Raw genomic sequence first — 19,936 nt, 5'->3', positions numbered from 1 at the left:
CGGCAGGGTTCTCATGATCTGGCAGGGGTGACCATCCAGCGTACCCCGGCGGTCAGCTGCTCAATGCCGCCCTCAGTTTGGGCCGGGACGCCCGGTGCCACACCCCCGGCAGCTCGTTCTCGCGCTCGGCGGCCGTGGCCTCCTCATGGCCGTACAGAAGTCCCCAGGTGAAGGCGGTCTCGTCCGCCGCATGGGCCTGGATCGCCAGCTGCCGCAGCGTTTCACGGGCCACGACGCTGTCCTGGTGGTCGCCGAGGACCTTCTGGACGGACTTCATCCGTTTCGCGAACCGCTTGGCGGGCTTGCCGAGCGCGGGCCTGGCCGCCTCGCCCGCGTACCGGGCACGCTTGGCGGCCTTGCGGGCGCCGTGCATCGCCACGTCCCGCTCCTCCCCCGGCTCAAGGGCGAGCGCGTGCTCGATGCGGGCCTCCAGGCGGGCGTAGTCCTTCCGTACGGCCTTGGGGAGGGCCTTGGCCGGGGACGCGGCGGCGGCCTTGCGCAGCGGTGGGTCGGCGAGCAGGGCGTCGACAGAGTTCAGGAGCTGCACGTACCGCTCTCCTTCGAGAGCGGCGACGGTCCTGCTCCGGGCGTCGTCGGCGCCTGCGACACCCCAGATCTGCAGGCGGGCCCGCACCGGCCCGAGGAGCAGGGTCCCCGGCACGGCGTCGACGCGGTGCGTGAGCCGCTCGGCGAGGACCTCCTGGTCGCGGTCGACCCCGAGTTCGCCCGCGAGCCACTTCAGCTCGTCGCCGATCGGGTCGGTGACGGTACGGTCGAGGATCTTCCTGTACGAGCGGAACGCGCTGCGCATCCGCCGGGTGGCGACCCGCATCTGGTGCACGGAGTCCGGCACGTCGCGGCGGACGTCGGGGTCGAGGGCGACGAGGGCGTCGCGCTGGGTGCGGACGTAGGCGAGGACGTGGTCGGCAGCGGTGACGGGGTCAGGTCGCACGGCGGAGTCCTTCAGATGGATGACGATGTACTGCTCATCCGCCTCCTTCCCCTTCTTGGCCTTGGCAGGCTTCAGCCTGCCCGCCGCGGGCCGCTGCCGGGTCTCCACGGACCGCTGCCGGGTCTCGCTCAGAGCCGTCGCCGCCTGTGCCTTGGCCAGTTTCGACGCGGACGTCGAGCGCTCGATGCCCAGCTTCCTCAGCTTCTTCTCGATCCGGTCGAGCAGCGCGGGATCCGCGTCGTCCGCCAGCTCCACCTCGATCTCGGCCCACTCGGCGGTGCCGCCGCCCTCCGTGAGCCGCTCGGCCCGCACCCGGTCGACGCTCAGCTCGGCAAGGAGCGCGCCCTTGCCGTCGACGAGGTGACGCAGGTCCCGCGCGGTCAACAGGCGCATGACGGGCACGAGTGCGGCATCGCGCACCCGGGAGCGCACGAGCCCGGACAGCTCGGGCGGCACCGACTCCGAGAGCGGGGCCTGAATCTCGTCCCGCACGCCCTGCGCGAGGGACACCGGCAGCTTGAGGTGCCATCCCTCGTCGTCGCCGCCCGTGCGGCGGCGCAGCGTGATCGAGTCGGAGAGCAGGAGTTGGTCGGTCGTGTCGTGATAGACGGCGTCCAGTTCGACGACGCCCTTGTCGACGACGTCGGCCACCCCGGCGACCCCGGTCAGGTCAGGCAGCTCCGCGTCCGCCCCGACGTCGTACTTCCGCTCGATCTCGCGCTTCGTCTCCGCCATGAACCGAATCTAGACGCGATCGCAGGCCAAGGGCAGACCTGCAACCGGCCTACGCCGACATCGGCCGCTGCACCTTGATCGACTGAAGCAGGCCCACGGCCACCCAGACCGCGAACATCGATGATCCTCCGTAGGAGACGAAGGGCAGGGGCAGACCCGCCACCGGCATGATGCCGAGCGTCATGCCGATGTTCTCGAAGGCCTGGAAGGCGAACCAGGCGATGATCCCGGCGGCGACGATCGTGCCGTACAGCTCGGTCGTCTCGCGCGCGATGCGGCAGGCCCGCCAGAGCAGGACGCCGAGCAGGACGAGGATGAGGCCCGCGCCCACGAAGCCGAGCTCCTCGCCCGCGACGGTGAAGACGAAGTCCGTCTGCTGCTCGGGCACGAACTGCCCCGTGGTCTGCGAGCCCTTGAAGAGGCCGGTGCCCGACAGGCCGCCGGAGCCGATCGCGATGCGCGCCTGGTTGGTGTTGTAGCCGACGCCCGCCGGGTCGAGCGCCGGGTTGGCGAAGGCCGCGAAGCGAGCGATCTGGTAGTCGTCGAGGACGCCGAGCTGCCAGATGGCGATCGCGCCGGCCGCGCCCGTGCCGAGGAGTCCGAAGACCCAGCGGTTGGAGGCGCCCGACGCGAGCAGCACGCCGAGCACGATCATCGCCATCACCATGACCGACCCGAGGTCGGGCATGAGGAGCACGATCATTATCGGTACGGCGGCCAGGCCCAGGGCCTGCAGGACCGTGCGGTGGTCGGGGTGGTCCCGGTCGCCCGCGTCCACCCGCGCCGCGAGCAGCATCGCCATGCCCAGGATGATCGTGATCTTCACGAACTCGGAGGGCTGGAGCGAGAAGCCGCCGCCGACCACGATCCACGCGTGCGCGCCGTTGATCGTCGCGCCGAGCGGGGTGAGGACGAGCAGGACGAGGAAGACGGAGATGCCGTAGAGGATCGGCACGGCCGTCCGCAGCGTCCGGTGGCCGAGCCAGATCGTGCCCGCCATCAGGGCGATGCCGATGCCGGTGTTCAGGACGTGCTTGAACAGGAAGGCGTACGGGTCGTCGCCGACCAGCTCGGTGCGGTTGCGCGTCGCCGAGAAGACGAGCGCGGAGCCGATCGCGGAGAGCGCGATCGCGGAGAGCAGTATCGGCCAGTCGAGCCTGCGCACCAGCGAGTCGCGGGCGAGCACGCGGGAGGTCATCGACGAGCGCCCGGGCCCGTATCCGGAGACGGAGAAGCCATTGTTTCCGGCCACTAGTCGCGCCTCCCGTTCGCGGGCGCGCCCGCCAGTTCCTGCTGCTCCTGCGGCGGCTTGGGGGCCTCCGGCTTGTACGGCTTGAGCTTCGGGGAGTCGATCGAACCGTCGGTCTCGATCTTCGGCAGGTTCTTCTGCGGCTGGGGCAGCAGGGCCTTCTTGAGGTTCTGCTTGCCGCTGTCGTCCAGGCCGTAGATGCCGTCGTAGATCTTGCGGACGGCGGGGCCCGACGCACCGGAACCCGTACCACCCTGGGAGATCGTCATCACGATCGAGTAGTCCTTGGTGTACGTCGCGAACCACGAGGTGGTCTGCTTGCCGTAGACCTCCGCCGTACCCGTCTTGGCGTGCATCGGGATCTTGTCCTGCGGCCAGCCGCCGAACCGCCAGGCCGCCGTTCCCTTGGTGGCGACGTCGGCGAGAGCACCGTCTATGTCGTTCCGGGTCTTGTGCGTCATGGGCAGCTTGCCGTGCGACTTCGGCTTGATCTCCTGGGTCTGCTTGCCGTCGGCGCTGATGATCGCCTTGCCGACCGTGGGGTCGTACAGGGTGCCGCCGTTGGCGATCGCGGAGTAGATCGTCGCCATCTGTATCGGCGTGACGAGGGTGTCGCCCTGTCCGATGGAGTAGTTGACGGAGTCACCGGCGCGCATCTTCATGCCTTCGAGGCAGTTCTCGTACGCGATCCGCTCGGCGTAGTCACCGCCCTTCTTGCCCTGCTTGCACCAGCCGTCCTTGTTGGCCTTCCAGAAGTCCTTCTTCCACTGGCGGTCCGGGACGCGGCCTGTGACCTCGTTCGGCAGGTCGATGCCGGTCTCCTTGCCGAGGCCGAACTGGTGGGCCGTCTTGTAGAACCAGTCCTTGGTGTCCTTCTTCGGCTTGTTGCCGCCGTCCTTGTTCCACTGGTCGTGCGAGAGCTTGTAGAAGACGGTGTCGCAGGAGACCTCCAGGGCCTGGCCGAGAGTGATGCTGCCGTGGCCCTGGGACTCGAAGTTCTTGAACGTCTGGCCGCCGATGGAGTACGAGCTGGGGCAGGGGTAGCGCCCGTTGAAGTCGTAGCCCGCGTTGACCGCCGCCGCCGTCGGGATGACCTTGAAGATCGAGCCGGGGGCCGCCTGGCCCTGGATGGCGCGGTTCAGGAGCGGGTAGTTGGACTTCTTGCCGGTGAGCTGCGCGTAGTCCTTGCCGGAGATGCCGCCGACCCAGGCGTTCGGGTCGTAGGTCGGGTTGGACGCCATGGAGACGATGCGTCCGGTCTTGTTCTCCATGACGACGACGGCGCCCGCGTCGGCCTTGTAGTTCTCGTTGGTGTTCTTGTCGAACTCCTGGCGGGCCTTCTTCATCGCGTCGTTCAGCCAGTACTCGGACAGCGCCTGCACGCGCGCGTCGATGCTGGTGACGACGTTCGCGCCGGGCTCGGCCGGGTCGTCCTTGGCCTTGCCGATGACGCGGCCGAGGTTGTCGACCTCGTAGCGCGTGACGCCCGCCTTGCCGCGCAGCTGAGCGTCGTACGTCCGCTCAAGTCCGGAGCGGCCGACCTGGTCGGAGCGGAGGAACGGCGATTCGGTGTTCTCGGCCTTCTTGATCTCGTCGTCGGTGACGGGCGAGAGGTAGCCGAGCACCTGGGCGGTGTTGGACTTGCCGGGCGCGGCATAGCGGCGTACGGCGGTGGGCTCCGCGGTGATGCCGGGGAAGTCCTCGGCGCGCTCGCGGATCTGGAGGGCCTGCTTGGGCGAGGCCTCGTCCGTGATCGGGATCGGCTGGTAGGGCGAGCCGTTCCAGCAGGGCTGCGGGGTCTTGGAGTCGCAGAGGCGGACCTTGTCGCCGACTTCCTTGGCGCTCATGCCAAGCACGTCCGCGAGCTTGGCGAGGGCCGCCTTGCCGTCGTCCTTCATCTTCATCAGCTCGGTGCGGGACGCGGAGACGACGAGCCGGGTCTCGTTGTCGGCGATCGGCACACCGCGGGCGTCGAGGATCGAGCCGCGTACGGCGGGGTCGACGACCTGCTGGACGTGGTTGCCGGAGGCTTCCTCGGCGTACTCCTCGCCGTTGCGGATCTGGAGGTACCAGAGCCGGCCGCCGAGGGTGAGGAGGAGGGAGAGCACGAGGATCTGGATGACGATGAGACGGATCTGGACCCTTGGGGTCCGTCCGGTCTCGGGGATGTTGGTCATGGGCGCAGCCCATTCGTCGAAAGGGTGGTGGTGGGAGACGGGTGGGCCTTGATCACTGCTGTTCGTCCCCCCTCTCAGTGTGTGTACGGGTAGTACGTGTACACGACCGACCTGTGTGCGCGGCCGGTCGGGTACGGAGCCAACTGCGCTGCGGTCACAGGCGCTTGACCCCCTTGATGCGCCCGGCGCGCGCGACGCGGGCCTTGGCCGCCTTCATCCGCAGGCCGCCGCGCTGGTTGCCGATGCGCAGGCCGGTGCCCGAGGAGAGCCAGCCGTTGGAGACGTCCGCGGCCTTGCTCGTGGGGGAGGTCTCCCCCAGTGGGTCGTTCTCGGCTCTCCGGGCGAGCGCGATGATCAGCGGCACGGTGAACGGCGCGAGCAGCAGGTCGTACAGGGCGGCGGTGAAGAGGAGTCCGCCCAGGCCCACGTGGCGGGCGGCGGTGTCCCCGACGAGGGCGCCCACGCCCGCGTACAGCAGGGTCGATCCGATGGCGGCGCCGACGACCACGACGAGCGGCCCGGTGGCCGACCTGAGCCGACCGGTCTCGGGCTTGGCCAGGCCCGCGAGGTAGCCGATGACGCAGAGCACCAGGGCGTACCGCCCGGCCGCGTGGTCGGCGGGCGGGGCCAGGTCGGCGAGCAGTCCGGCGCCGAAGCCGATGAGGGCGCCGCCCACATGGCCGTAGACCAGGGCGAGGCCGAGCACGGTGAGCAGCACCAGGTCCGGGACCGCGCCGGGCAGTTGCAGCCGGGCGAGGACGCTGACCTGGATGACCAGGGCGACGACCACCAGGGTGATGGAGAGCAGGATTCGGTTGAAGCGCATGGGTCCGGGGCTCCTACTGCTCGTTGCCGTTGTCGGCGCCGTCGGCCTGGGCCTGTCCTGACGGCGGGGCCGTCACGGTCACCGTCGGGGTCGGCTTCGGCTTGGCGGGCTTCTTCGGCAGGACCGTGTCGCGCGGGTCCTCGCGGGGCGCTTCGACGACGACACCGACGATGTCCAGCTTGGTGAAGCCGACGTACGGCTTGATGTAGATGTTGCGCGTCAGGTCACCGCCCGACGGGTCGACCCGGACGACCTGGCCGACCGGCACACCGGGCACGAACGGCTTGTCGGCCTGCGAGCCGAAGGTGACCAGGCGGTCGCCCTTCTTGACCTTGGCCTTGCCGTTGAGCATCTGTACCGAGAGCGGGCGGTCGCCCTGTCCGGTGGCGAAGCCGAGCTCGTCGGTCTTCTCCATGCGGGTGCCGACGGTGAAGTCGGGGTCGTTGGCGAGCAGGACGGTCGCGGTGCTCGGGCCGACCGTGGTGACGCGGCCGACCAGGCCGTCGCCGTTCAGGACGGTCATGTCGCGCTTGAGTCCGTCGTTCGCGCCCGCGTCGATGGTCACGGTCCAGGAGAAGCCCTGGGCCGCTCCTATGCCGATGACTTCGGCGCCCTTGATGCCGTACTGACCCGCGCCGGCGCTCTTGAGCATGCTGTCGAGCTGTCTGACCCTGCTGCGGTTGCGGTCGTCGCTGCCGAGCTTCGCCTTCAACGCGGCGTTCTGCCGCGTGAGTTCGGCGATCCGGTCATGCCGGTCGCCGGAGTCCCGTACCGCGCCGATGGCGTTGCCGATCGGGTCGACCGCGGACGACACTCCGTCCTCGACCGGGCCGAAGACCGTGGCGGCGGCCTGGCGGGCACCGTCGACCGGCGAGTCCTCGCCACCGCGGATGTCCACCGTGATCAAAGCGAACGCGATGGCGATCAGCAGCACCAGGAGCAGCCGGCTCTCTCGTGTGTCCCTCACGTGCGGCGGCCGTGCCTTCCTCAGTTGGAAATCTCTTGGAAATCTCTGGAATTCCGAGCACCTGTGCGTGCCCTTTAAAGGCCTCTATATCAACGATCCGCCGCACGAGGTGACAGGCACTCGTACGGCGGACACCCGTTCAGCGGGTTCGCGCCACTCTCAGCGGCGCGGCGACGCGTCAAGGACCTGCTGAAGCGCCTCGAACTCCTCGACGCACTTGCCGGAGCCGAGCGCCACGCTGTCCAGCGGGTCCTCTGCGATGTGGATCGGCATGCCCGTCTCGCGGCGCAGACGCTCGTCGAGGCCGCGCAGCAGGGCGCCGCCTCCGGTGAGAACGATGCCGCGGTCCATCACGTCACCGGAAAGTTCCGGCGGGCACTTGTCGAGGGTCGTCTTGACCGCGTCGACGATCGCGTTGACCGGCTCCTCGATCGCCTTGCGCACCTCGGCCGCGGAGATGACGACGGTCTTGGGCAGCCCGGACACCAGGTCCCGGCCGCGGATCTCGGTGTGCTCGTCGGCGTCCATGTCGTACGCCGACCCGATGGTGATCTTGATCTGCTCGGCCGTGCGCTCGCCGAGGAGGAGGGAGTACTCCTTCTTGATGTGCTGAATGATCGCGTTGTCCAGCTCGTCGCCCGCGACGCGGATCGACTGTGCCGTGACGATTCCGCCGAGCGAAATCACGGCGACCTCGGTGGTGCCGCCGCCGATGTCGACCACCATGTTGCCCGTGGCCTCGTGGACCGGCAGGCCGGAACCGATGGCCGCGGCCATGGGCTCCTCGATGATGTGCACCTGGCGCGCACCGGCCTGCGATGAGGCCTCGATGACGGCGCGGCGCTCGACTCCGGTGATGCCGGAGGGCACGCAGACGACGACGCGCGGGCGGGCGAGGTAGCGCCGCTTGTGGATCTTCAGGATGAAGTAGCGGAGCATCCGCTCGGTGATCTCGAAGTCGGCGATGACGCCGTCCTTCAGCGGTCGCACGGCAACGATGTTGCCCGGCGTGCGACCGATCATCTTCTTGGCTTCGGCGCCGACAGCGAGGATGCCACCCGTGTTGGTGTTGATGGCGACGACGGACGGTTCGTTGAGAACGATCCCCCGACCCCTGACGTACACCAGCGTGTTGGCGGTCCCGAGGTCGACAGCCATGTCACGGCCGATGAACGACATGTGGTTCCCCATGAGGATGCGTCTGGCCTTCCCTGGAGCGTCTGATGGCTTTTTAGGTAGGCGAGGTGGGTGCTGTGTGGCGTGGAGGCTTACATCGTAGTCTCGCCTGCACGAACACGGCGCTAGGGTCTTCGCCATTGTCAGCAGATGATGCGCCGCCTCGCTCATGGAGACGTGCCATCGGAGGCACGGGTTCCCCCAATTGGGCCGCATATGCCAAGGGGCGGCCGGTTTTCTCGGCCACCCCTGGTCAGGGCGGTGCCCTGCTGACTAGGCGTCAGAAGTCTTTACGAAACTCTTTACGTGCGCCTGTCAGATTCCCGCGTCCGACCGCCGGACGACGGCCGTCGGACGGACGGCGTCCCTCAGACGACACCCGGGAAGAAGATCTTCAGCTCGCGCTCGGCGGACTCCTCGGAGTCCGACGCGTGGATCAGGTTCTCCCGGACGATGCTGCCGAAGTCGCCCCTGATGGAGCCGGGCGCCGCGGCGATCGGGTCGGTCGGACCGGCGAGGGCGCGCACGCCCTCGATGACGCGCTCACCCTCGACGACGAGCGCGACGACCGGACCGGAGGCCATGAAGGCGACCAGCGGCTCGTAGAAGGGCTTGCCCTTGTGCTCGCCGTAGTGCTGCTCCAGCGTCTCCTGGTCGAGCGAGCGCAGTTCGAGGGCGGAGATCGTCCAGCCCGCCTTGCGCTCGATACGGCCGATGATCTCGCCGATCAGGCCACGACGGACGGTGTCGGGCTTGAGCAGGACGAGAGTGCGCTGGGTCATGTGCGGCTCCAAGCATTTTTTCTACGAGCGTGTGGGTTGCCCGGCAGAATACCGGCACCCACTACACCGCGTTACCTCCGGCCCCGGAAGCCCGCTCAGCCGGGCCGACAGGGGCTGGGTCGGCAGGGGCTGGGCCAGCGGGAGCTGGGTCGGCAGGGGCTGGGTCGGCAGGGGCTAAGCCCCGGCCTCGGCCCCTGCCCCGGACTCGGCCTGCGCCGCGAACCTGGCCTTCGCCTCGTCGATCTTCTGGCCGAAGTGCAGCGAGGCCCACCACAGCACGGCGAACAGCGCCCCCATGAAGAACATGATCGGCACGACGAACCCGCTCACGATGAGCGCGATCTGCAGCGCCCAGCCCAGCTGCACCCCGCCGGGCCGGGTGATCATTCCGCACAGCAGGACGCTGAACAGCATCGCGATGCCGCAGACCGTCCAGACCGTGCCCATCGACAGGTCCGGGTCCTTCATGGCGACCAGACCGGCGAAGCCGATGACGAAGAACTCGCCGATCAGCGTCGAAGCACAGAGCGTACGCACAGGAGTCAGCCCCTCCCCAGGAGCAGTCGGGCCTCGCCGACGGTGATGACGGAGCCGGTGACCAGGACACCACCGCCCGCGTACTCGCCTTCTTCCTCGGCGAGGGTGATCGCGGCCTCGATGGCGTCCGGCAGACGCGGCTCGACCTGGACGCGGTCGTCGCCGAAGACCTCGACGGCGAGCCCGGCCAGCGTGTCCGCGTCCATCGCGCGGTGGCTGGAGTTCTGCGTGATGACGACCTCGGCGAAGATCGGCTCGAAGGCTTCGAGCAGCCCCCTCATGTCCTTGCCCTCGCTCGCCGCGACCACGCCGATCAGATTGCTGAAGTCGAAGACCTCACTGATCGCCTCGGCGGTGGCGCGGGCGCCCGCCGGATTGTGCGCGGCGTCCAGGACGACGGTCGGCGATGTGCGCACGACCTCCAGGCGGCCCGGCGACGAGACCGAGGCGAAGGCCTTGCGGATGGTGTCGATGTCGAGCTGGCTCGCGTGCTGCGAGCCGATGCCGAAGAAGGCCTCCACCGCGGCGAGCGCGACGACGGCGTTGTGCGCCTGATAGGCGCCGTGGAGCGGCAGGAAGACCTCCTCGTACTCCCCGCCGAGACCGCGCAGGGTCAGGAGCTGACCGCCGACGGCCACCGTGCGGTTGACGATGCCGAACTCCAGGCCCTCGCGGGCCACCGTCGCGTCGACCTCGACGGCCTTCTTCAGGAGCACCTGAGCCGCGTCCACCGGCTGCTGGGCGAGGATCACGGTCGCGTCCGGCTTGACGATGCCTGCCTTCTCGCCCGCGATCTCGCCCGGCGTGCCGCCGAGGCGGTCGGTGTGGTCCAGGTCGATGGGCGTGACGACGGCCACCGAGCCGTCGATCACGTTCGTCGCGTCCCAGCTGCCGCCCATGCCGACCTCGACGACGGCGACGTCCACGGGGGCGTCCGCGAAGGCCGCGTACGCCATGCCCGTGAGCACCTCGAAGAAGGAGAGCCTGAACTCCTGCTTGGCGTCGACCATGTCGACGTACGGCTTGATGTCGTTGTACGTCTCCACGAAGCGCTCGGCCTCGATGGGGGCGCCGTCCAGGCTGATCCGCTCGGTGATCGACTGGACGTGCGGCGAGGTGTAACGCCCGGTGCGCAGCTCGAAGGCGGTGAACAGGGCCTCGATCATGCGGGCCGTGGACGTCTTGCCGTTCGTGCCGGTGATGTGGATCGAGGGGTACGCGCGCTGGGGCTCGCCCAGGACGTCCATCAGCGCGGAGATCCGGCTGACGGAGGGCTCCAGCTTGGTCTCTCCCCAGCGGCCCGCGAGCTCCGTCTCGACCTCGCGCAGGGCCTTGTCGATCTCCGGGTCGGTGGGGCGCGAGGGGATGTCCGCCTGGGGCGGGCCCGCCTGGGTGCGCAGGGTGCGGCTGCCCGCCTCGATCACGGCGAGGTCGGGGTCGCGGTCGGTCTCGGCTTCGACGATCTCGTCAAAACGGTCGGCGTGGTCGTCGCGGTCGGGGTGCTCGCTGTCAGGCGGGGGGAGGTCACTCACGCACGCCAGTCTACGGACGGGGTCCGACAGCCGCCGCCGGGACCTGTCAGGACTTTGGTCCCGGTCGATTCGGGACTTTGGTCCCGCCGATCCGGTCAATCGCCGGGCAAACTTGACGATCATGGACATAGGCATCGACCTCGGTACAGCGAACACCCTTCTCTACGTGCGCGGGCAGGGCATCGTGCTCAACGAACCGTCCGTGGTCGCCGTCAAGCAGGGGGCGCGCGCGGCCCTGGCCGTCGGTACGGAGGCCAAGGAGACGATCGGCCGTACGCCGGGGTCCATCACCGCGATCCGCCCCCTGCGGGGTGGCGTGATCAGCGACTACGAGGCCGCCGAGGAGATGATCCGGCACTTCGTGCGCAAGGCGGTGCCGGGGCGCCGTCCTCGTACGCGGATGGTGGTGTGCGTGCCCAGCGGCGTCACGCCGGTCGAGCGCCGGGCCATCGTGCACGCGGCACAGCGGGCCGGGGCCCGTGCCGTGCACCTGGTGGAGGAGCCGATGGCCGCGGCGATCGGGGCGGGACTTCCGGTGGCGGAGCCGCGGGGATCGATGGTGGTCGACATCGGGGGCGGAACGACCGAGGTCGCCGTCATCTCCCTGGGCGGGATCGTCACCTCGCAGTCGCTGCGGGTGGGCGGGGACCGCCTGGACGAGGCGATCACGAACTCCGTGCGCAAGGAGCACGGGCTGCTCATCGGTGAGCGGACCGCCGAGGACATCAAGGTCGCCATCGGCTCGGCGTGGCCGGTGCCCGGGGACGACGCGCTGGAGTCGCGGACGTTCACCGTGCGGGGGCGGGAGAAGGTGCGCGGCCTTCCGAAGACGGTCGAGCTGACGGTGCGCGAGGTGCGGGCGGCGCTCGACGAGCCGGTGGAGGCGATCATCGCCGCGGTGCGGACGACGCTTGAGGAGTGCCCGCCGGAGCTCTCGGGCGACATCATGGAGCACGGCATCATCCTGACGGGCGGCGGAGCACTGCTCCCCGCCCTGGACCTGCGCATGGCATCGGCCACCGGCATCCCGGTCTTCGTGGCCGACGACCCCTTGGACAGCGTGGCGATGGGCTGCGGAAAGTGCGTGGAGGACTTCGACGCGCTGGAGCGGGTGATGTCGGCGGCGTAGGCCCTGGCGGCGCGGCCTGCGGGCAAGTGTCGGCGGCACAGATCCTGGCGGCGCCGCCTGCGGGCAAGCGCCCGGCCCTCAGACCGATTCCCCCGCGGGCAGCACCGCCAGGACCTCGTACACCCCGCGCCGGGGCCCGGCGGAGAAGCTGCCGCCCACCGAGCGGACCCGCTCGGCCATACCGGCGGTACCGGTTCCGGCGGAGACGGGCGACGAGGCGGGCCCGGCCACGGACAGGGCATTGCGCACGCTCACACGCAGGTGGCCGTCGGCCACCCCCACCCGCACGTCCACCCGCTCCCCGGGCGCGTGCTTGGCCGCGTTCGTCAGACACTCCTGCACCACCCGGTGCACGGCCGCCTGCCGGATGGGCGAGAGCCGACAGGCCGCCCCGTCGATCAGGAGATCGACCGGCGTACCCGCAAGCTCACTGCGCTCGACAAGGCCGGGAAGCGCGTCGAGACCGGGCGTCGGCGCACCGTCCACACCCCGCCGCACGATGATCTCGTTCAGCATCCGGTGCGCCGAACGCGCCGTCTCCGAGAGCTCCTCGAAGCCGTCCTCGAAGTCCCCGCCGCCCGCCCGCCGGGCGAACACCTGCGAGCGCACGCTCAACAGCGTCAGCTCACGCCCGACGAAGTCGTGCACGTCCCGTGCGATACGGGACCGCTCCCGCTGGACCGCGTGCAACGCGTCCGTCTCGGCCCGCTGCGCCTGGAGCGCACGGACCAGGTCCTGTCGGTTGGCCGCGACGCCGACCCCCGTCGCGAGCACCCCGATCGGCACGACCAGGCTGAGGAAGGAGCTCAGGCTGTCACCGCGGTGCACCGGCCAGCCGGGGAGAGTGAACATCACGTACGAGAAAGCCACATAGCCGATCACACCGAGCGTGCCGGCGAGACGGCCGCGGTACCTGGCGAGCGAGTACAGCGCGAACTGGGCGAGGGTCAGCTCGTGCAGCCAGCCGATGAACGAGAGGGCCACCGCGTACGACACCCAGGGGGCCCCGCGGCGCAGCAGCAGGGGCGCGGCGCCGCAGGTGAGGACCAGGGCCGCGAGCGGGCCGTTGAGGGAGTTGTCCGCCTCGGCGAGGCCGGGGACGTCCAGGGCCATCAGGGCCAGGCAGCTCAGCGCGGTGAGGGCGTCCTGCGCCCGGGGCGCGCCCGCCCAATGCCCGGCCAGGCGTCGGCCCGCGGCCGCCGCCTCGCGGATCGCCTGGGCGACGGGCAGGTCGTGCATGCCCTCCATCATCCAAGGTCCTTCTGCCCGAATCATCGGACTTATGACCTTTATTTCGTGAAGTGTGACACGTAGGCAACCGTCGGCGTGGCTACCCCCGAAAGGCGGACTCCAGGGGTCAAATCAGACCATGTGGTATGCCCAGAACCCCGGCCGACGGACCCGCCAGCTGCTCGGCGACGGCGCGGTCCTGCTCTGGACCGCGCTGTGGACCGCAGCGGCCTTCGTCGCCTACCGGCTGGCCTGTCTGCTCACCCGCCCCACGCCTCAGACCCGTGCCCCGTCGCTCGGTGATCCCTCCCGTCTGCCCCTGGTCGGCGACCGCGTCGACTCCGCCCTGCGGGCCGCCGCCGACGCCGCCGGAGCCGGGGACCCGGTGACCGTCCGCGCGGCGGTGATCGTGGGCGCGGTCGTCGTCTTCCTCGTACCCGTCGGCCTCGTGCTGAGCAGCTGGCTCCCCCGCCGCCTGCGCTGGATCCGGCAGGCGGCCGCCGCCCAGGAGCTCGCCGCGAGCGACGACGGACGCGAGCTGCTCGCCCTGCGCGCCCTGCTGCGGCCGCTGGACGAGGTCGCGCGGACGGCGTACGAACTCCCCGACGCCACCGCGGGCAGCCTCGCCGAGGGCTGGCGCGGCGGCGACCCCGACATCATCGACGCGCTCGCCGAGGCGGAGCTGGTGCGCCTGGGCCTGCACATCCCCGAGCAGGTGTACATCCCCGGGCAGGAGACGGGACCGGAACAGGGTGCGGGACCGGAACACGGGACAGGGCCCATGGAACCGGTCGGTTCCATGGGCCCTGTCCCCACTGCCTGACTAAGCCTGCGGCAGACCGTCCAGCTGGGCCTGGAGCCTGCTGATGTCGGCGTCCGCCTTGGTGAGGCGGCCACGGATCTTGTCGACCACGTTGTCCGGCGCCTTCGCAAGGAACGCTTCGTTGCCGAGCTTCGCCGTGGCCTGCGCCTTCTCCTTCTCGGCCGCCGCGAGGTCCTTGGCGAGGCGCTTGCGCTCCGCCCCGACGTCGATCGTGCCGGACAGGTCGAGCGCGACCGTGGCGCCCGAGACCGGCAGCGTGGCGGTGGCCGCGAAGCCCTCGCCCTCCGGCTGGAGGCGCAGGAGCTGGCGGATGGCCGCCTCGTGCGGGGCGAGCGCCGTGCCGTCCAGGGTGAGGCGGGCCGGGACCTTCTGGCCCGGCTGAAGACCCTGGTCGGCGCGGAAGCGGCGGACCTCGGTGATGACCTGCTGGAGCGTCTCGATCTCCTGCTCGGCACCGGCGTCGCGGAAGCCGCTGTCCTTCGGCCACTCGGCGATCACGAGGGACTCGCGGCCGGTGAGCGTCGTCCAGAGCGTCTCCGTGACGAACGGGACGATCGGGTGGAGCAGGCGCAGCGTCACGTCGAGGACCTCGCCCAGGACGCGGCCCGAGACCTTCGCCGCCTCGCCGCCGCCCATGAACGTGGTCTTGGACAGCTCGACGTACCAGTCGAAGACCTCGTCCCACGCGAAGTGGAAGAGGGAGTCCGACAGCTTGGCGAACTGGTAGTCGTCGTAGAACGCGTCGACCTCGGCGACCGTCGCGTTCAGCCGGGACAGGATCCAGCGGTCCGTCGCCGAGAGCTGCTCCACGGGCGGGAGTTCGCCCTCGATCGTGGCGCCGTTCATCAGCGCGAAGCGCGTGGCGTTCCAGATCTTGTTGGCGAAGTTGCGCGAGCCCTGGACCCAGTCCTCGCCGATCGGCACGTCGACGCCGGGGTTGGCGCCGCGGGCCAGCGTGAAGCGGACGGCGTCCGAGCCGTACTTGTCCATCCAGTCCAGCGGGTTGACCGCGTTGCCGAAGGACTTCGACATCTTCTTGCCGAACTGGTCGCGGACCATGCCGTGCAGCACGATCGTGTGGAACGGCGGGGTGCCGTCCATCGCGTACAAGCCGAACATCATCATCCGGGCGACCCAGAAGAAGAGGATGTCGTAACCGGTGACGAGGACGGAGTTCGGATAGAACTTCGCCAGGCTCTCGGTCTCCTCGGGCCAGCCGAGCGTGGAGAACGGCCACAGGCCGGAGGAGAACCAGGTGTCCAGGACGTCGGAGTCCTGGGTCCAGCCCTCGCCGGTGGGCGCCTCGTCGTCGGGTCCGACGCAGACGACCTCGCCGTTCGGGCCGTACCAGACCGGGATGCGGTGGCCCCACCACAGCTGGCGCGAGATGCACCAGTCGTGGAGGTTGTCGACCCAGTCGAAGTAGCGCTTCTCCATCTCCTGCGGGTGGATCGCGACCTTGCCGTCACGGACCGCGTCACCGGCGGCCTTCGCGAGCGGGCCGACCTTGACCCACCACTGCATCGACAGGCGCGGCTCGATGGTGGTCTTGCAGCGCGAGCAGTGGCCGACCGAGTGCGTGTACGGGCGCTTCTCGGCGACGATGCGGCCCTCGGCGCGCAGGGCGCCGACGATGGCGCTGCGGGCCTCGAGCCGGTCGAGCCCCTGGAAGGGGCCGGGCACGGTGATCACGGCGTGCTCGTCCATGACCGCGATGTTCGGCAGGTCGTGGCGCTGGCCGATCTCGAAGTCGTTCGGGTCGTGCGCCGGGGTCACCTTGACGCAGCCCGTGCCGAACTCGGGGTCGACGTGCTCGTCCGCGACGACCGGGATCGAGCGGTCGGTGAGCGGCAGCCTGATCAGCTTGCCGACGAGGTGTTTGTACCGCTCGTCGTCGGGGTGGACGGCGATGGCCGTGTCACCGAGCATCGTCTCGGCGCGGGTGGTGGCGACGACGACGGTCTCGTCCCCGTCCCCGTACTTCAGCGAGACGAGCTCGCCGTCGTCGTCCTGGTACTCGACCTCGATGTCGGAGATCGCGGTCAGACAGCGCGGGCACCAGTTGATGATGCGCTCGGCGCGGTAGATCAGCTCGTCGTCGTAGAGCTTCTTGAAGATGGTCTGGACGGACTGGGACAGGCCCTCGTCCATCGTGAACCGCTCACGGTCCCAGTCGACGCCGTCGCCGAGGCGGCGCATCTGCCCGGAGATCTGCCCGCCGGACTCGTCCTTCCACTGCCAGACGCGGTCGATGAACTCCTCGCGCCCCAGGTCGTGGCGGGACTTGCCCTCCTTGGCGAGCTCGCGCTCCACGACGTTCTGCGTGGCGATACCGGCGTGGTCCATGCCCGGCTGCCACAGCGTCTCGAAGCCCTGCATGCGCTTGCGGCGGGTGAGGGCGTCGATGAGCGTGTGCTCGAAGGCGTGGCCCAGGTGCAGGGAGCCCGTGACGTTCGGCGGCGGGATGACGACCGTGTACGGAGGCTTCTCGCTCGCCGCGTCGGCGGAGAAGTAGCCGCGTTCCACCCAGCGCTCGTACAGCGTCCCCTCTACCTCGGCCGGCGCGTACTGGGTCGGCAGTTCGGTGATGGGCGCTGGAGTCTGCTGCTGAGGATTCTCGGTCACGGGCCCAGTTTAGAGGTGTCACAGCCCGGTCCCGAAACCGGATTCTTGGGTAACGGTTGCGGCCCGACGCCCCATGGGACTCCGGCGTCGGTCAGGATGTCGGAATCACATAAGCGCACTCAGGGGGAACCCACACGATGAGCTACAACCAGCCTGGCCCGTACGGCGGGCAGCAGCCCCAGCAGCCCGGTCCGTACGGGCAGCAGCCGGGCCAGCCTGGGCCTTATGGCCAGCAGCCGGGCCAGCCTGGCCCCTACGGCCAGCAGCCGCAGGCGCCCCAGCCCGGCTACGGCTATCCCCAGCAGCCCCCGCAGGGCGTCCCTCCGCAGCAGGGCGGCTACAGCCAGCCGCAGCAGCCGGGCCCCTACGACCACGGCCAGCAGCAGGCCCCGTACGGGCAGGTCCCGCCGCCCCCGCCCGCGAGTGGCGGCGGCAAGAAGACCGGCCTCATCATCGGCGCGGTCGTCGCGCTCGTCGCGCTCGGCGGCGGCATCTGGTGGTTCACGGCGGGCAAGGACGACAGCTCGTCGGCGGGCAACTCGGCGGTGACGGACGACGGGAAGCACAAGCTCGTCACGCCGGAGACGGTTCTCTCCGAGTACAAGAAGCAGGCCGGCACCGACGGCGGCTTCAACGACGACGACATGGCGAGGGCCGAGAAGGACGGCGTCAAGAACGGCAAGCCCGTGGACGCCGAGTACCAGTCGGGTGACAAGAGCAACCCGTTGGCGCAGAAGATGATCAAGTTCATGGGCGTCTACGGCGAGATCGACGACCCGTCCAAGGTCGTCGACGGAATGTTCGACAAGATGAAGACGGAGTCCGAGAAGGAGGACGCCTCCACCTCCACCGGCAAGCTGGTCGGCAGCCCGAAGAGCTTCGACGCGGACGGCGCGGTCGTCAAGTGCCAGGAGACGGAGGTCAAGGGTGGCGGCTCCGGACCCAAGTCGATCCGCATGCCGGTCTGCATCTGGGGCGACAACAGCACCCTCGGCATCGTGATCCCGGTCGACATGGGGAGCGCCATGACCGGTAAGAGCGCCTCGCTGGACGACGCCGCCGACACGGCGACGAAGCTCCGCAAGGAAGTCCGCGTCAAGGCCTGATTTCTCCTCCGATGTCCTGACGGCGTCACCTCGCACCCAGCAGCCCCGGTCGCTTCGGCCGGGGCTGCTTCCGTCAGGATGTTGGCTACACATAAGCGCACACAGGGGGAACCCACTCATGAGCTACAACCAGCCGGGCCCGTACGGCGGCCAGCAGCCCCAGCAGCCCGGGCCGTACGGAGGAGGGCAGCCTCAGCAGCCCGGCCCCTACGGCCAGCCGCCGCAGGCCCCGCAGCCCGGCTACGGCTACCCCCCGCAGGCGCCGCAGCAGCAGCCCGGCTACGGCTACCCCCAGCAGCAGGCCCCGTACGGGCAGCAGCCGCAGGCCCCCTACGGGCAGGTCCCGCCGCCCCCGCCCCCGCAGGGCGGCGGCAAGAAGACCGGCATCATCATCGCCGCCGTGGTCGCGGTCGTCGCGGTCGCCGTCGGTGGCTACTTCGTTCTCGCGGGCGGTGACGACGAGGACGGCGGCAAGAAGGGCGGCGGCTCCTCGTCCGTGGCGGGCGGCGGCATCAAGGACGACGGGCCGCACAAGCTGATCACGCCGGCGACGGTCCTCTCCGAGTACAAGCAGAACGAGGAAGCCGGCAGCGAGGGCGGCATGAGCTCCGACGACATCGAGAAGGCCGAGGAGCAGGGCGTGAAGAACGCCAAGGACGTCGCGGCCCAGTACCAGGCGGGGGACGAGGACAACCCGCTGTCGCAGAAGGTGCTGCAGTTCAACGGCGTCTACGGCGACATCACCGACCCCGAGAAGGTCGTCGACGCGATGTTCGGCGAGGCGGCGAAGAACGCCGGGGAGGGCGGCACCGGCGCCGGTGGCGGCGAGATGAAGCTGGTCGGCAGCCCCAAGTCGTACAGCCCCGTCGGGCTCGACGGCGCGGTCCTCAAGTGCCAGGAGATGAAGCTCGACCTCGGTTCGTCGTCGACCGCCGGCAGCAGCCAGGGCCCGAGCGAGATGTCCATGGCGACCTGCATCTGGGGCGACAACAGCACCCTGGGCATAGCGATCACCTCGGACGTGGCGAACGCGATGGCGGGCAAGAGCGCCGACCTCGACGAGGCCGCGGAGACGACGGCCAAGTTCCGCAAGGAAGTCCGCGTCAAGCTCTGAGCCGACCGAAAGCGTCTGGAGGGGAACCCACGTCATGAGTTACAACCAGCCGGGCCCGTACGGCGGCCAGCCACAGCAGCAGCCTGGACCCTACGGCCAGCAGGGGCCCTACGGCGCCCCTCAGCAGCCTCCGCAGCCGCAGCCGCAGCCGCAGCCCGGCTACGGCTACCCGCAGCAGCCGCAGGGGCCGTACGGCCAGCAGCCGCAAGCTCCGTACGGACAAGCCCCATACGGACAAGCCCCATACGGACAAGCCCCGTACGGGCAGGTCCCGCCGAGCGGTGGTGGCGGCAAGAAGGCCGGAATCGTCATCGGTGCCGTCGTCGCGATCGTGGCGGTCGGGGCCGGTGTGTGGTGGTTCACCGCGGGCAAGGACGGCGGATCCGTCGCCGACGACGGCAAGACGTACGAGCTGACGGTGCCCGCGAGCATCCTCGGCGGCGAGTACAAGCAGGACAACTCGGGCGCCGGCGGTGGCGGTATGTCGTCGAGTGACCTGAAGGACCTGGAGAAGCAGGGCGTCGGCAGTCCCAAGGACGCCCACGGCGCGTACAACTCGGGCTCGGGCGCGAGCATGAAGAGCCTCAACTTCTCCGGTGTCTACGGCGAGATCGACGACCCCGAGAAGGTCGTGGACGCCATGTTCGCCGAGATGAAGAAGAAGTCCGGGACCGAGCCCGGGAGCCTGACGCTCATCGGCAGCCCCGAGGAGTTCACCCCGGACGGCTTCGACAACGGCGTCATGAAGTGCCAGAAGGCCGAGTTCCGGCTCGGCGCCCCCGACGAGGCCGAGCAGGAGGAGGACGTCCCCAACACCTTCCAGACGCCGATGTGCATCTGGGGCGACCACAGCACGGTGGCCTCCGTCGGGCACTCCGACGCGAGCGCCGTCGCCAGCGGCAAGGACATCTCGCTCGACACGGCCGCGGGCCTGACCGCCAAGCTCCGCGCCGACGTCCGCGTAGAGGCCAAGTAG

General features: G+C 69.7%; 16 protein-coding genes. 5 read left to right on the top strand and 11 right to left on the bottom strand.

Annotation, left to right across the window (positions count from 1 at the left end; all coding sequences use genetic code 11):
• Positions 1 to 52 precede the first annotated feature (52 nt).
• The 9 genes from ACZ5CR_RS06650 to folC form a co-directional block, all read right to left on the bottom strand.
• Entirely contained in the window at positions 53 to 1,687 is a 1,635-nt protein-coding gene (locus tag ACZ5CR_RS06650) for a CYTH and CHAD domain-containing protein (protein WP_468854232.1), read from the bottom strand.
• Between the two features lie 49 nt (positions 1,688 to 1,736).
• On the bottom strand, positions 1,737 to 2,939 hold the full coding sequence (gene rodA / locus ACZ5CR_RS06645; protein ID WP_468854230.1) for a rod shape-determining protein RodA: 1,203 nt from the start codon (positions 2,937 to 2,939) through the stop codon (positions 1,737 to 1,739).
• Positions 2,939 to 5,113, bottom strand: a complete 2,175-nt coding sequence (mrdA, locus tag ACZ5CR_RS06640; RefSeq protein ID WP_468854228.1) for a penicillin-binding protein 2 — start codon at positions 5,111 to 5,113, stop codon at positions 2,939 to 2,941. The genes rodA and mrdA overlap by 1 nt, the downstream gene beginning before the upstream one ends.
• A gap of 154 nt (positions 5,114 to 5,267) precedes the next feature.
• Complete coding sequence (gene mreD / locus ACZ5CR_RS06635) at positions 5,268 to 5,939, bottom strand: rod shape-determining protein MreD (RefSeq protein ID WP_468854226.1); 672 nt, start codon at positions 5,937 to 5,939, stop codon at positions 5,268 to 5,270.
• Between the two features lie 13 nt (positions 5,940 to 5,952).
• A complete protein-coding gene (gene mreC / locus ACZ5CR_RS06630; protein ID WP_468854223.1) occupies positions 5,953 to 6,906 on the bottom strand; it encodes a rod shape-determining protein MreC in 954 nt (317 codons plus the stop codon).
• Between the two features lie 159 nt (positions 6,907 to 7,065).
• A complete protein-coding gene (locus ACZ5CR_RS06625; RefSeq protein WP_160505014.1) occupies positions 7,066 to 8,085 on the bottom strand; it encodes a rod shape-determining protein in 1,020 nt (339 codons plus the stop codon).
• A 365-nt stretch (positions 8,086 to 8,450) separates the two neighbouring features.
• Entirely contained in the window at positions 8,451 to 8,864 is a 414-nt protein-coding gene (ndk, locus tag ACZ5CR_RS06620; RefSeq protein WP_468854221.1) for a nucleoside-diphosphate kinase, read from the bottom strand.
• A gap of 174 nt (positions 8,865 to 9,038) precedes the next feature.
• Complete coding sequence (locus ACZ5CR_RS06615; RefSeq protein WP_389907166.1) at positions 9,039 to 9,401, bottom strand: DUF4233 domain-containing protein; 363 nt, start codon at positions 9,399 to 9,401, stop codon at positions 9,039 to 9,041.
• 5 nt (positions 9,402 to 9,406) lie between these two features.
• Entirely contained in the window at positions 9,407 to 10,933 is a 1,527-nt protein-coding gene (gene folC / locus ACZ5CR_RS06610) for a bifunctional tetrahydrofolate synthase/dihydrofolate synthase (RefSeq protein ID WP_468854218.1), read from the bottom strand.
• A 121-nt stretch (positions 10,934 to 11,054) separates the two neighbouring features.
• Here folC and ACZ5CR_RS06605 point away from each other — a divergent pair, with 121 nt between their 5' ends.
• Complete coding sequence (locus ACZ5CR_RS06605) at positions 11,055 to 12,062, top strand: rod shape-determining protein (protein WP_468854216.1); 1,008 nt, start codon at positions 11,055 to 11,057, stop codon at positions 12,060 to 12,062.
• Positions 12,063 to 12,140: 78 nt separating this feature from the next.
• Here ACZ5CR_RS06605 and ACZ5CR_RS06600 read toward each other — a convergent pair whose 3' ends face one another.
• A complete protein-coding gene (locus tag ACZ5CR_RS06600) occupies positions 12,141 to 13,301 on the bottom strand; it encodes a sensor histidine kinase (protein WP_468854215.1) in 1,161 nt (386 codons plus the stop codon).
• Positions 13,302 to 13,431: 130 nt separating this feature from the next.
• On the opposite strand from ACZ5CR_RS06600, the gene ACZ5CR_RS06595 reads away from it, so the two are divergent.
• Entirely contained in the window at positions 13,432 to 14,115 is a 684-nt protein-coding gene (locus ACZ5CR_RS06595; protein WP_468854213.1) for a hypothetical protein, read from the top strand.
• On the opposite strand, the gene ACZ5CR_RS06590 is transcribed toward ACZ5CR_RS06595, so the two are convergent.
• On the bottom strand, positions 14,116 to 16,740 hold the full coding sequence (locus ACZ5CR_RS06590) for a valine--tRNA ligase (protein ID WP_468854212.1): 2,625 nt from the start codon (positions 16,738 to 16,740) through the stop codon (positions 14,116 to 14,118).
• A 137-nt stretch (positions 16,741 to 16,877) separates the two neighbouring features.
• On the opposite strand from ACZ5CR_RS06590, the gene ACZ5CR_RS06585 reads away from it, so the two are divergent.
• The 3 genes from ACZ5CR_RS06585 to ACZ5CR_RS06575 all read left to right on the top strand — a co-directional run bounded on the left by ACZ5CR_RS06585 (position 16,878) and on the right by ACZ5CR_RS06575 (position 19,936).
• A complete protein-coding gene (locus ACZ5CR_RS06585) occupies positions 16,878 to 17,846 on the top strand; it encodes a hypothetical protein (RefSeq protein ID WP_468854210.1) in 969 nt (322 codons plus the stop codon).
• A gap of 118 nt (positions 17,847 to 17,964) precedes the next feature.
• On the top strand, positions 17,965 to 18,960 hold the full coding sequence (locus tag ACZ5CR_RS06580; RefSeq protein ID WP_468854209.1) for a hypothetical protein: 996 nt from the start codon (positions 17,965 to 17,967) through the stop codon (positions 18,958 to 18,960).
• A 34-nt stretch (positions 18,961 to 18,994) separates the two neighbouring features.
• Positions 18,995 to 19,936 carry a hypothetical protein gene (locus ACZ5CR_RS06575; protein WP_468854207.1) on the top strand — a complete coding sequence of 314 codons (942 nt, stop codon included), beginning with the start codon at positions 18,995 to 18,997 and terminating at the stop codon, positions 19,934 to 19,936.

This window comes from Streptomyces sp. NPDC031274, from assembly GCF_055570235.1.
Note: the sequence above shows the minus strand (reverse complement) of the source record. Positions and strands in the feature narration are given on the sequence as shown.